This window comes from Streptomyces bullii (assembly GCF_042657145.1).
GTDB lineage: Bacteria > Actinomycetota > Actinomycetes > Streptomycetales > Streptomycetaceae > Streptomyces > Streptomyces bullii.
The window spans coordinates 1-11898 of sequence record NZ_JBHSNY010000013.1 but is presented as its reverse complement, the minus strand read 5'-3'; the positions used below and the strand labels follow the sequence as shown (position 1 = coordinate 11898).

Below are 11898 nucleotides of genomic sequence, written 5' to 3'. Positions count from 1 at the left end.
CAGGGCAAGCTGCTCGCCGGTTCCGGCTGCTCTCGTCGGGCCCGTGCAGACTGAGCCCGGCGCGTTCGAGTTCGGTGAGGACAGCGTCGGCCACCACGCCCCAAGTGGTGCTGCCTTGACCGCTGGCTGGCCTGGGCGATGCGCTGCCGAAGGCTGACGGCCAAGGCCGGTCATCGTTTCCCTCTCATCGGCTTGCTGGTGAGGTGCCAACCGTGGCAGAGGTGGCACCGATAGGCGCGCTTCTCGGCGCGGCGGGGGTCGGCGTTGTCGATGCGGCCGAGGGCGAGGAGGGCGGCGATGCGGTCGCGGAAGCGCAGCTTTCCGGTGGGGCATGTGCCGACGGGCCGGGGTCGTCTCACGCGGCAGGCTCCCCCGCCTCAGCGTCTCGCCCACGGGCGGCCAGCAGCTCCTCCATACGGGCCTCGAGGCACCGGATCTCGTCGTCGGCGGCTCCGGGGTGCCGCTGGAGGGCGCGGGCGTTGTCGCCGAGGATCTGCCGGCTTCTTTCGGCGAGACACCGCTCGGCCCGCCAATACACCGCGAGCAGGGCCGCTTCGGGGCTGGTGAGCATGCCACGAACGCCCCGCTTCAGGAGTGCTTCGATGGCGTCCTGGCGGTGGGCGCGCTCGTGCTGCTTCGGGCACGGCGCGTGCTTGCCGCGGCGGGCTGCCCGGGGCGAGTGCTGCGGGTGGGTTGTCACGGCCGGCCTCCTGCACGCTGGGATGCGGTGCGGGTGCGGCGGTCGTCGGCTGCGGCCGTCGGCATCAGGGCGCGTTCGATGACGACGGGGCGTACCTGCCCGGCGTACCGGGTGGCGAGGATCCGTTCGGACATGTCGCTGAGAACCTCGCGGGCGGTCGGGCGCCGCTTCGTCTCGGGCTGGGTGTCGGACACGGCTGGTGCCTTTCGGTTGGCCGCCGCCCGAAGCCGGGGCGGCAGGAGTGAGACAGGCGCGGGTGATGTGGAGTCGGCGCCTGCCGTCGCAGATCGGCGCGCTCTCCCAGCTCGTCCAGCAAGCACTCGACAAGGGAGAGCCCTACGGCCACTCACCGACAAGCCATCGACCCGGACCTTTCTTCGACTGATGGTCGAACACTGCCTGTAGACGTGGCCTTCACCAACTGTGCCTTCTGGCCGTTCTGGCTAGTACTGCACGGTTGACATGCGGGGACCTTTCATATTCCAGCTGCACCGTCGGACCGACCACGGCGATGCCGGCGCCAGCATGGACCCGGGATCAGCGTGCAGTCCTCGCGGTGCGGCTCCGCCGTGGCCAGCACCGCGCAGCGCAATTCCTCGCCGTAGCCCCCGTTGACCGTGCCCAGATGGTGGTGTCCAGGGGCACCGAGCGGCTGACGCCGTGCATGGTCAGGGTGCCCATGAGCATCCACTTGCCGCCGCCGCGGTAGGCGAAGCCCCCGGCATCCACCACTGCCCTGGACGCTGGAGGTCCTGCGCGCCCTGGAGCGCCATCCGTGGCCCGGCAACGTCAGCGAACTCGCTCACTTGGTCCGCTCCTTGGCGGAACGGCGCAGGGTGACGGGGCCCGTCCGGCGCGCCGAGCTGCCGGATCCCGTACGCGAAGGCCCCGCGCCCCGGCCGCTCAGCCCCATGGAGCACGCCGAGCGCACCGCCATCCTGGAGGCCCTGCGCCGGCCCGGCGGCAACAAGGCCCGTACCGCGGCGGCCCTGGGCATCGGCCGGGCGACGCTCTACCGGAAGCTGCGCAGCTATCGCGGCTGAGGGACCGCACGGGACGCATACCGGTCGACAAGGCGGTACCGGGCAGGTTCGAGGTGTCAGCCGGTGCGGCGGGACCGGGCCAGGCCCAGCCCGCCCAGGACCATGCTGGCCAGCCCGACCACCAGGGCCACGAGGGCGCCGCCCAGCCCGTTGCCGGTTCCCAGGCCACCGTCGGCGGTGGCCGCGACCACGCCACCGAGGAGCATGCCGAAGAGCCCGGCGGCCAGGGCCAGCAGGGCCCTGCCGCGCAGGGCGCCGGGGCGGGAGAGACCGGTGGAGCGGGCCAGGGCCAGCCCGCCGACGACCACGCCGACCAGCGCCACCAGCGCGGCCGTGGTGGACCCGAGTCGCCCGGGGCTCATGGTGTAGAAACCGGCGGCGGCCGGCTGGACCGCGACGTGGGCGGCGGCGGCAGGTGCGGCGAACACGGAGGCGACCGACATCGGGTGCTCCTTCTCCTCGACTTCTCCTCGACAGGACGTCGCCCGATCATGTCCGCCGGGCCCACCCCCGGTCGTCCGGCGGACGCGGACACTTCGCGCTGCCGTCGACGCCGCGTCCGGCTCCCGCGGACGCCGCAGAGCGCCGCGCGAGTACCGCGTTCGGGGTAGCCGGACGATCGTCCCCGCGCAGGAGTCGCCCGCGCGGACGTCCGGGCTAAGGTGCGCGCATGGGCAGGGGACGGTTCGGAGTCGGGGACGGGGCGATCGCCGTCGGCGTGGCGGCGACGCTGCTGATCACCGGGGTGTCCGGGCGGCACACCGCCACGCATCTCGACCTGCTCGGCTATGCGCTGCTGACGGCCGGCGGGCTGGCGCTGGCCGCGCGCCGCCGCGCGCCGCTCCCCGTCCTGGCCGTCACCGGGCTGTGCGCGGTGGGGTACCAGGCGGCCGGTTTCGACGTACCCGCCGTCGCATACCTGTTCGCCGTGTACGCGGCGGTACGGGCGGGACACCGCTTCGCCACGGTCGTGGTGAGCGTGGCCGTGCTGGCCGCTCTCCCCCTCGCGGCCCTCGCCTCGGGCCTGCACGACACGGGCGAGGCGTTCGCGCGGGCCCGGGGTGCCCTGGAACTGGCCTGGCTGATCGCCGCCGGCGCCGCGGGGGAAGCACTGCGGCAGGCCGAGCGGCGGGCCGACGAGGCCGAGCGCACCCGCGAGGAGACCGCGCGGCGCCGTGCCGACGAGGAACGGCTGCGTATCGCACGGGAGTTGCACGATGCGCTCACCCACCAGATCTCGGTCATCAAGGTGCAGGCCGAGGTCGCCGTCCATGTGGCCCGCAAGCGTGGTGAACAGGTGCCGGAGGCGCTGCTGGCGATCCAGGAGGCCGGGCGTGAGGCGACCCGGGAGCTGCGCGCGACGCTGCAGGCGCTGCGCGACGACGACACGGCCCCGCCGCGCGGGCTCGACCACGTCCCGGAACTGGTGGAACGGGCCCGTGCCATCGGCCTGGACGCGACGCTGACGATCGAGGGACGGCGACCCGAGGTGCCGGCCGCGGTGGACCGGACCGTCTACCGGATCGTGCAGGAGTCGCTCACCAACATCGCCCGTCACGCGGACGCGGCCACGGCCGCGGTGCGGATCGACTGCCGTCCGGACACTCTCGCGGTCCGCGTCGACGACGACGGCAAGGCCGCGCCCGGCGCCGCCCCCGTGCCCGGCGTCGGACTGCTCGGCATGCGCGAACGCGTCACCGCGCTCGGCGGCCGGCTGCGCGCCGCACCGCGCGACGGGGGCGGCTTCACCGTCCAGGCCGAACTCCCCGTGGACCGGACGCCGTGATCCGGGTCCTGCTGGTCGACGACCAGCCGCTGCTGCGCAGCGGATTCCGCGCGCTCCTCGACCTGGAGGACGACATCGAGGTGGTGGCCGAGGCCGCCGACGGCGAGGAGGGCCTGGCCCTGGCCAGGGAACACCTGCCCGACATCGCGCTCGTCGACATCAGGATGCCGGTCGTCGACGGGATCGAGGCGACCCGGCGCATCGCCGCGGACCCGGCGCTGGCCGGCGTGCACGTCGTCATCCTCACCAACTACGGCCTGGACGAACACGTCTTCGACGCGCTGCGCGCCGGCGCCGCCGGATTCCTCGTCAAGGACATCGTCCCGGAGGACTTCCTGCACGCCGTACGCGTCGCCGCGCGCGGAGACGCCCTGCTCGCCCCCTCGATCACCCGCAAGCTCATCAACAGGTACGTCAGCCAGCCGCTCGGCATCGGCACCGGCGCCGGGCTGGAAGAGCTCACCAACCGTGAACGCGAGGCCGTCGCCCTGGTCGCGCAGGGCCTGTCCAACGACGAGATCGCCGACCGCATGGTGATCAGCCCGATGACCGCGAAGACCCATGTCAACCGGGCCATGACCAAGCTCCACGCCCGTGATCGGGCTCAACTCGTGGTCTTCGCCTACGAGTCGGGCCTGGTCACGCCACGCACCTGTTGACTCAGCCCCCGGCGGCGCCGTTCCGCCAGACGAAGACCTCGGTGCTCGGTCCCCGTTCGGAGAACCGGCCCGACGCGGAGACGTCGAGCAGCACCCGGCGCAGGTCCGTCTCGAAGGCGTCGCGACGCGGGCCGAACAGGTGCGGAGCGGAGAACGACATCGAGAACGTCCAGGCGACGACGTCGTCGCACGTGCGCTCCAGCGCCTGCCCGCCCGGAACGACATGCCTGTGCGGGCCGGAGAATCCCGCCCGGGCGAGCACCGCCGCCTCCCCGCCGGGTGTGCCGTGCGCCAGCACCCCCTGGCCGGCCCGTCGTACCGGTCCCAGGTACTGCCTGACCAGTTCCTCGATCGCCGCGTAGGGCACGGCCGGATGCGGCAGCCCGTCGACGGTTCGGGTCTCCGTCTTCAGGTCCGAGATGTGCACCAGGGCTCCGCCTGGCCGAAGCAAGCCCCTGGTGGTCGCCGCCACCAGGTCGCGGTCCATCCAGTGGAAGGACTGGCCGAACGTGGCCACGCTGAACGTCCCCGGTCCCGCGGGCAGTTCCTCGGCCCGGGCCTGCACCCACCGCGCCTTCTCGGTGACTCCTCGCTCGGCGGCGCCCCGCCTCGCCTCGGCGATCATCTCCCTGTCCGGGTCGACGCCGACGATCTCGCGGAACAGATGCACGAGGCTCAGGGCGAGCGTCCCCGGCCCACAGCCCACGTCGAGGAGCCGCCCCCGCCCGTCGAGCCCCAGGGCCCCGGCCAGCACGTCCGCCAGACCGGGCGCGTAGGGAAGCCTCCCGCGCTGGTAGTAGGGGGCTGCCCCGGAGAACAACGTGTCGTCCCACTCCCAGCCGGCCACCACTTCGCCCCCCACCTTCACACCGTCCTCTGTCACAGTCCTCGGTCCCGGCGCTCCGTCCCGATACCCCGCCGTCCCGCCCTCCGGCACTACGCGGCCCACGAGGATTTGCTCCTTGTTCATTTGGCGACGGACTTGTCGTTTCTCCCGCATGTCTGCTCACCAGTTGGTCGGCGAGAGTTGGTCCAAGGGCCCCTGACCGCTGCGGGTCGACAGCCCTAGGGTCCCGGTGACCAGTCGGCGGCGCTCAACGAGTCAGCGTTCGCCCCTTCCCGGATGAAGGAGTAGCGGTGGAACGTCGCAATTTCCTGCGTGGTGCGGTGTTCGGCACCTCGGCCGCCGCCTTCGGCGGCACACTCATGCACGGCGCCGCCTACGCGGCCCCCGCACAGAACGGCGCCGGCCCCTACGGTGGCCTGCTGGCCGCCGACGCCAACGGGATCATGCTGCCCAGCGGCTTCACCAGCCGGGTCATCGCCCGCTCCGGCCAGACGGTTCCCGGCACCTCCTACACCTGGCACAGCGCCCCCGACGGCGGAGCGTGCTTCGCCGACGGCACCGGCTGGATCTACGTCTCCAACTCCGAGATCTCCTCCACCGGCGGCGCGAGCGCCGTAAGGTTCAGCTCCTCGGGCACCGTCACGGGCGCCTACCGCATCCTGTCGAACACGAACCGCAACTGCGCGGGCGGGGCCACCCCGTGGAACACCTGGCTGTCCTGTGAGGAGGTCAGCCGCGGCTACGTCTACGAGACCGACCCGTGGGGCGTGAAGCCCGCCGTCCGCCGCGACGCGATGGGCCGGTTCAACCACGAGGCCGCCGCGGCCGACCCGGTGCGCAAGGTGATCTACCTGACCGAGGACGAGTCGGACGGCTGCTTCTACCGGTTCGTCCCCACCACCTGGGGCGACCTGTCCTCCGGCACTCTGCAGGTGCTCAAGGCCGGCACGGGCACCTCCGGCCCCTTCACCTGGGTGAACGTGCCCGATCCCGACGGCTCCCCCACCTCCACCCGTGACCAGGTCTCCGGCGCCAAGATCTTCAACGGCGGCGAGGGCTGCCACTACGCGAACGACACCGTCTGGTTCACCACCAAGGGCGACAACCGCGTCTGGCAGCTCGACCTGCTCAACAGCACCTACGAACTGGCCTACGACGACAGCCTGGTCACCAACGGCACGGCTCCCCTGACCGGCGTCGACAACGTCACCGGCAGCTCCTCGGGAGACCTGTTCGTCGCCGAGGACGGCGGCACCATGGAGATCTGCGTCATCACCCCCGACGACATCATCGCCCCCTTCCTGCGGATCACCGGCCAGTCGAGCTCGGAGATCTGCGGCCCGGCGTTCTCGCCCGACGGCAAGCGGCTGTACTTCTCCAGCCAGCGCGGTACGTCCGGCAGTTCCTCCGGCGGCATCACCTACGAGGTCACCGGCCCGTTCCGCACCACCGCCTGACCGACCACCGCTGACGGTCGGGGCGGCGCACAACGCCCCGCCCCGGTCGTTCAAGGGCGGTCCGCTGTGACCAGCCACGACGTGCTGCGCAGCCGCACCGTGCCGTCCGCTGCCACATGGTCGCGCAGATGGTCCGTCAGGGTGCGGTGGGCGCGGGCCCGTGCAGTCGCGTCGGCCCGCTCCAGCAGGTGGCGACCGGGGCCGGTTGCCAGCAGGAACTCCGCCGCGTCCTCGGGTCCGTGTCCCCATGTCCCGTATGCCTGCGCCTGGTTGACGGTGATGTCGGTGAACCCAGCCGCGGTGAGGATGTCACGGATGCGGTCGGGAGCGGCCAGGGAGAACATGCCGGGAAGCCCCGGCCTCCCGAAGTCACCGACCGGCAGGAAGTCGCGCAGTGCTGCCACTGCCGTCACCCAGCCGTTGAGCCTGGCGTCGGCCGGGCAGACGAACGCCAGGCGCCCGCCGGGGCGCAGCGCTCGGCCGACGTTGCCGAAGGCCGCCACGGGATCGGCGAAGAACATCACCCCGTAGCGGCTGATGGCGGCGTCGAACGCGTCCGCCCGGAAGGGGTACATCTGCGCGTCGCCTTGTGTGAAGGAGGCGTTGGTGATGCCCTCACGTTCCGCTCGGGACCGCGCCTCGGCCAGCATCGGGGCGGACAGGTCGAGGCCCAGCGCGCGCCCTCGGGGTGCCCGGAGTGCGGCGAGGCGCGTGGTCTGCCCGGAGCCGCAGCCGAGGTCGAGGACCCGGTGGTCCAGGCTGATCCCGGCGGCATCGAGCAGCGGCTCGTTGAAGCCCTCGTTCACGGCGTTCCAGCGGTCCTGGTTGCGGGCCCAGTGGGTGCCTTCGGGGCCGTTCCACGCCTGAGCCTGGTCGGTGTTGACGACGTCCGGCACGGGTTCCTCCTGTGGTGGATGACGGAGAATGGGCGTACGCCCAAACAGTATGGGCGCGTGCCCAAACTGGCAATCCCCGCTACGATTCCGTGAAGGCGTGCCCCTAGAGACGGAACGGGAGAGCGACCCATGTCACCGCGCGGAGTGGCGACGCCGGACGTACGCGAGCGGCTGTTCGCGGCCGCCGAGCGCGTCGTGGAGAAGGGCGGACCCGGCGCGCTCACCAGCCGGTCCGTCACCGCCGAGGCCGGCTGCGCCAAGGGGTTGCTGCACGCCCACTTCGTGGGGTTCGACGAGTTCCTGGCCGAGCTCTGCCTCGACCGGTTCGCGCGGACGGCGGCGAAGGCGCGGGCGCTGCCGGGACTCGCCGGGCAGGGCACAGTGGCGGGGAATCTCGACGGCGTCGCCCTCGCACTGTTCGACTCCCATGGCCCCGCCCTGTCGGGCCTCGCCATGACCCGCCCCGCGGCCGCCCTGCGCATCCGAGAGGCCCTGGAAGGCGGGGCGCCCGGCTTCCACGCGATCCAAGAGGCCATCACCGGCTACCTGAAGGACGAACAGAAGCTCGGCCGGGTGGCGGACACCGTCGACCCGCCGACCGTGGCCCTCGCCATCGTCGGCACCGCCCACCATCTCCTGATGACCAGCTGGCCGGGCACGCCTGACCCACGGCCGTCCCTCACGCGCCTGGTGGCCGCCTTGGTGACCGTCTAGAGGAACAACCCCAGCGCGCCGCAGTAAGTCCAGCGCCTGCGCCTTCCGCAGCCACAGCGAGGGCGGTCCGCTCGCGCGCGCCCACCGGCCCGCACGTCCGCCTGCCGACACTGTGCCGGTACGCGACTGCGAGCCACGCGGGCCAGGGCGGCTCAGCCACCCACCACGCCCACCCCCGTGTGACGCACGCCATATAGCAGTGTGCAAATTTTACTCAGCGCAATGAAGGGATCGTCTCCGCCCGTCCGTATCTCCTGGCGAACCCGTCCCGACCAGGAGGCTCCGATGCCGATCTCCCCCGCCAAGTTAGGCCGCGTCGTCGTGTTCGGCGCGATGGGCCTGACCCTCGCCGCCCTCGCCTACCCCGCCATGGTCGGAATCGAGAACACGGCGAACTCGCAGGAACGCATCATCGCCAACACCAGCTACGGCCCGCTCACCGAGGCGGACCGCGACTTCGTGGTCAAGGTGCGCGCGGCCGGGCTGTGGGAGCATCCCCTGGGCATGCTGACGATGCAGCGAGGCACAACGCCCGAGATGAAGGAGGCCGGTGAGCACCTGGTCGTCGGCCACGGCCGGCTCGACGCCAGTTGCCGCAAGATCGCCATCGAGCTGGGCATCACCTTGCCGAACCAGGCATCACCGCAGCAACAGCAGTTCGTGTCGACGGTCGAGTCCAGCAGCGGCAGGGAGTTCGACTCCATCGCCGTGAACATCATGCGCGTCACCCACGGCCAGATCTTCCCCGTCATCGCGAAAATCCGCGCGAGTACGAGGAACACCCTGGTGCGGCAACTGGCCGACCAGGCCAACGACACGGTGCTCGACCACATCACCGTGCTGGAGAAGACCGGTTACGTGAACCACGAGCAGGTCAACTTCCAGCAGAGCAGCCCGGCCAAACTCCCCAAGGAGCAGACGACACCGCCGCCTCCGCAGCCGGGATCCCCGGTCCTGACCCTGAACATCCCCGAGGACCTGCGGGACCTGCGGACGAACCCTCCGAACGCTCCGGAACCGTCCCCGGCCAGGTGATCAGAGACGTTCGGCAGCGCCCCGGCCGGACCCACCCGCCTCGGCATCGGAGACGACATGCGTGAGCCGGTAGGAGCGTACGACCGCGATCGCGCAGGCACCCACCAGGGCAGCCGCGAGGGCGGCCGGATCGCGCAGGGGCTCGTACGGTCCTGCGCCGGCCGCCACCCCCCGAGGCGGCACCCGCCCCTTCGGGTCGTACACGACAGCCAATGCGTCGCCCGGCCGGGTGGTCTGCCCGCAGCCCCGCCAGATGCGGACCTGGAGCGGCACGCCGTCCCGGTCGGCGACCGAGCAGAGGTAGCGTCCGCGGCCGGGGACGGCCGCCGATCCGCCTTCCACCGACGTCACCACCACGGACTCCACCCGCCCGCGCTCCGCCAGCACCACTCCGGCAGCTGCCTGCGGCGCCTGGAACGCGAGGCAGACGGAAAGCACGGCGACCAAGCCGATCAGTGCCCTCCCGGCCCGCACCACGCTCAGATAGAGCACCAGCGCGGCGCAGCACACGAGAGCGACCTCGCCGCCCGCCCATGCGGGCAGTCCGTACCAGGCGCCCACGAGCGTGGTGCCGATGACGGCGCCGGCGCCGAGGACTCCGGCGACCAGCCCCTCGGCGACCAGCCACCAAGGCGGCAGGCCGACGAACTCGGCAGGCCCCCACACCGTGGACCGCAGATGTGCCATCAAGTGCGGCTCGGCCGTGGGCGGCCGGCGGCGCGGTCGGCGCATGTGCGTCTCCACTCCCAACGTCGTTCCTGCGCACGCATCCTGACGCAAAACCGGATCATGCGCAGCGCCCCGGACCGGACACGCACGGGCGGCCCTCATTGCCGGGACCGGGCAGCGGGGCCGGTGAGCGCCGCGGAGGTGTCAGGCGTCGCGTGCCACCGGGACGTCGACCGCCCAGCCCAAAGGGTGGGGTTCCTTGTCGCCCAGGGCGGGGGCCAGGGGCTCTCCACCCGCCTCGTTGAAGACGGTGAGCGCTTCGATGAGCGCTGCCCGCTGCCGGGGCGTGAGCCGTTCGACGATCGCCGCGATCTCGGCTCTGCGCCGAGCGGTCACGTACTCCACGGTGCGCCGCCCTTCCTCGGTCAACTGCAGAAGGGTTTCGCGGCGGTTGCCGGGGTTGGGCTTGCGGTCGGCGAGCCCTGCCGCGATCAGCCGGTCGACCATGCGCATGGCGGTGGACGGCGCCACCTGGAGCAGGTCGGCCAGGGCGACCAGCTTGGTGGCACCGCGCGTGGAGAGCACCACCAGCATCCGGAACTGGGGCAGCGTCACCCGCTCCTCGACCTCGGCCAGCGACCGGGCGGAGACCGCCACCAGCAGGCGGGACGCTGTCAGGACCGCGCGGGTGACCGCATCGACATCGTCCGTGGCTCCCGTGGGGATTTCTTGCTCCGGCATGCCTCCTTTCTACCGCGCCGCAGACCTTGCCCACGCACCCGACCGGAGCAGATTTTCCCTACCCATGACCGTGGTAGCGCAGGAGCAGCATGGCGGCGTCGTCGTGGGGCGGCCCGGCGGCGTGCTGAGCCAGATCCTCCCGCAGCGTGTGCAGGGCGCGGTGCGCGTCGGGGTCCTTCAGAAGGTGGGCGCGGTCACCGAGCGGATAGAACCGTCCGCTCTCGTCACGGGCCTCGGTGACCCCGTCGGTGTAGAGCAACAGCTGCTCGCCGGGCGGGAACCGCACACGGTGGGGGCCGGGTCTTTCGCTGCTGTGCGCGCCCAGGCCCAGCGGCAGGGCGTAGGACGGGGGCTGCGGGAAGTCCACGCTGCCGTCGCGGCGTACGAGCATCGGGGCCGGGTGACCGTAGTTCAGGAAGACGGCCTCGTGGTCCGTACCGATCTCGGCGAGGATCGCCGTGACGAACTTCTCCCCTTCCAATTCGCGGGTCATGCTGCGTTCCAGGCGCTCCCCCAGAGCCACCAGGTCCGGTGCCTCATGGGCGGCCTCCCTGAACGCTCCGAGCACCACGGCCGCCGTCTCCACCGCGGCCAGCCCCTTGCCCTGCACATCGCCCACGATCACCCGGACTCCGTGCGGCGAGGCAACGACCTCGTACAGATCCCCGCCGATGCGCGCCTCGGCGACGGCCGAGCTGTACGACACCGCGGCCTGCAGCGGTCCCGCGGTCAGCGGTACCGGTCGCAGCAGTACCCGCTGGGCGACCTCGGCGATCGACCGCACGCTGGCCAGTTCCGCCTCCCGGCGCGAGCGCATCACGGCCGCCGCGATCCCCGCCCCGGTCACGCCGGCGACCGACACCATCGCGGTGTAGCCCCGGCGCTCTCCGAACAGGCCGTCGTACACCCGAGCCCGACACACAGCACCAGGGCCACCGCGCCGATCAGCGCCGTACGCCGCCATCCGCCGACCAGGCCGGCGAACGCGGGGCCGAGCGACACCAAGGGCAGGAGCCCCACATCCGGCCCGGCCACGAGGTCCGCGACCGCGACCACAGCCATCACCACCGCCGGCATGCAGGACAGTGCCGTCGAGCTTCCTGACGGCTTCGTGTCGGTCATGTCGCACTCCTGCGGTGTCCGGGCGCTCGAGAGCCGCCCTTCTCCGCAGACGCCCCGCCCACTTTTAGCCTATGCAAAGGTCCCTGCCGGGGCGACCCGCACACTAGTGCTGCGTTCCTCAAAGGATGTACACATATCGGCGGTGTAAGCGCCTGGTGGGTGGTGCGGGTCTGCCCCAGATCCAGGGTCGGGCGCGGGCGTTGAGCTGGTCGGTGGCGACGCGGGTCGC

The 11898-nt window shown here is 71.9% G+C and carries 14 protein-coding genes and 2 pseudogenes; 6 read left to right on the top strand and 10 right to left on the bottom strand.

The window, feature by feature from the left end; genetic code table 11:
- Window positions 1-170: 170 nt before the first annotated feature.
- The 4 genes and pseudogenes from ACFPZJ_RS32185 to ACFPZJ_RS32170 form a co-directional block, all read right to left on the bottom strand.
- Entirely contained in the window at window positions 171-359 is a 189-nt protein-coding gene (locus ACFPZJ_RS32185) for a hypothetical protein (RefSeq protein ID WP_381029041.1), read from the bottom strand.
- Complete coding sequence (locus ACFPZJ_RS32180; RefSeq protein WP_381029038.1) at window positions 356-700, bottom strand: hypothetical protein; 345 nt, start codon at window positions 698-700, stop codon at window positions 356-358. The genes ACFPZJ_RS32185 and ACFPZJ_RS32180 overlap by 4 nt, the downstream gene beginning before the upstream one ends.
- Window positions 697-894: a hypothetical protein gene (locus tag ACFPZJ_RS32175; protein ID WP_381029035.1), complete on the bottom strand. Its 198-nt coding sequence runs from the start codon at window positions 892-894 to the stop codon at window positions 697-699. The genes ACFPZJ_RS32180 and ACFPZJ_RS32175 overlap by 4 nt, the downstream gene beginning before the upstream one ends.
- A gap of 220 nt (window positions 895-1114) precedes the next feature.
- A pseudogene (locus ACFPZJ_RS32170) lies at window positions 1115-1414 on the bottom strand (YceI family protein); the annotation flags it as partial.
- A 17-nt stretch (window positions 1415-1431) separates the two neighbouring features.
- Here ACFPZJ_RS32170 and ACFPZJ_RS39855 point away from each other — a divergent pair.
- Window positions 1432-1743, top strand: a complete 312-nt coding sequence (locus ACFPZJ_RS39855) for a helix-turn-helix domain-containing protein (protein ID WP_465269690.1) — start codon at window positions 1432-1434, stop codon at window positions 1741-1743.
- A 56-nt stretch (window positions 1744-1799) separates the two neighbouring features.
- On the opposite strand, the gene ACFPZJ_RS32160 is transcribed toward ACFPZJ_RS39855, so the two are convergent.
- Window positions 1800-2186 carry a DUF6223 family protein gene (locus tag ACFPZJ_RS32160; RefSeq protein ID WP_381029032.1) on the bottom strand — a complete coding sequence of 129 codons (387 nt, stop codon included), beginning with the start codon at window positions 2184-2186 and terminating at the stop codon, window positions 1800-1802.
- 227 nt (window positions 2187-2413) lie between these two features.
- Here ACFPZJ_RS32160 and ACFPZJ_RS32155 point away from each other — a divergent pair, with 227 nt between their 5' ends.
- Both ACFPZJ_RS32155 and ACFPZJ_RS32150 read left to right on the top strand, forming a co-directional pair.
- A complete protein-coding gene (locus ACFPZJ_RS32155) occupies window positions 2414-3529 on the top strand; it encodes a sensor histidine kinase (protein WP_381029029.1) in 1116 nt (371 codons plus the stop codon).
- On the top strand, window positions 3526-4188 hold the full coding sequence (locus ACFPZJ_RS32150) for a response regulator (RefSeq protein ID WP_381029027.1): 663 nt from the start codon (window positions 3526-3528) through the stop codon (window positions 4186-4188). The genes ACFPZJ_RS32155 and ACFPZJ_RS32150 overlap by 4 nt, the downstream gene beginning before the upstream one ends.
- A gap of 1 nt (window position 4189) precedes the next feature.
- Here ACFPZJ_RS32150 and ACFPZJ_RS32145 read toward each other — a convergent pair whose 3' ends face one another.
- Entirely contained in the window at window positions 4190-5038 is an 849-nt protein-coding gene (locus ACFPZJ_RS32145) for a class I SAM-dependent methyltransferase (RefSeq protein ID WP_381029573.1), read from the bottom strand.
- 287 nt (window positions 5039-5325) lie between these two features.
- Between ACFPZJ_RS32145 and ACFPZJ_RS32140 the strand changes: the two genes are divergently transcribed.
- Window positions 5326-6492, top strand: coding sequence for an alkaline phosphatase PhoX (locus ACFPZJ_RS32140; protein WP_381029025.1), 1167 nt, complete (start codon window positions 5326-5328; stop codon window positions 6490-6492).
- A 50-nt stretch (window positions 6493-6542) separates the two neighbouring features.
- Here ACFPZJ_RS32140 and ACFPZJ_RS32135 read toward each other — a convergent pair whose 3' ends face one another.
- Window positions 6543-7388, bottom strand: coding sequence for a class I SAM-dependent methyltransferase (locus ACFPZJ_RS32135; RefSeq protein WP_381029022.1), 846 nt, complete (start codon window positions 7386-7388; stop codon window positions 6543-6545).
- A 129-nt stretch (window positions 7389-7517) separates the two neighbouring features.
- Here ACFPZJ_RS32135 and ACFPZJ_RS32130 point away from each other — a divergent pair, with 129 nt between their 5' ends.
- Window positions 7518-8102: a TetR/AcrR family transcriptional regulator gene (locus ACFPZJ_RS32130; RefSeq protein WP_381029019.1), complete on the top strand. Its 585-nt coding sequence runs from the start codon at window positions 7518-7520 to the stop codon at window positions 8100-8102.
- Window positions 8103-8387: 285 nt separating this feature from the next.
- Window positions 8388-9137, top strand: a complete 750-nt coding sequence (locus ACFPZJ_RS32125) for a DUF4142 domain-containing protein (protein WP_381029016.1) — start codon at window positions 8388-8390, stop codon at window positions 9135-9137.
- On the opposite strand, the gene ACFPZJ_RS32120 is transcribed toward ACFPZJ_RS32125, so the two are convergent.
- From ACFPZJ_RS32120 to ACFPZJ_RS32110, 3 genes and pseudogenes are all read right to left on the bottom strand, one after another.
- Window positions 9138-9869 carry a hypothetical protein gene (locus ACFPZJ_RS32120; protein ID WP_381029014.1) on the bottom strand — a complete coding sequence of 244 codons (732 nt, stop codon included), beginning with the start codon at window positions 9867-9869 and terminating at the stop codon, window positions 9138-9140.
- A gap of 141 nt (window positions 9870-10010) precedes the next feature.
- The gene (locus ACFPZJ_RS32115; RefSeq protein ID WP_381029012.1) at window positions 10011-10547 is read right to left on the bottom strand and encodes a MarR family winged helix-turn-helix transcriptional regulator; all 537 of its coding nucleotides are present in this window, start codon (window positions 10545-10547) and stop codon (window positions 10011-10013) included.
- Window positions 10548-10605: 58 nt separating this feature from the next.
- Window positions 10606-11669 (bottom strand): annotated as a pseudogene (locus ACFPZJ_RS32110) (PP2C family protein-serine/threonine phosphatase).
- Between the last annotated feature and the right edge of the window lie 229 nt (window positions 11670-11898).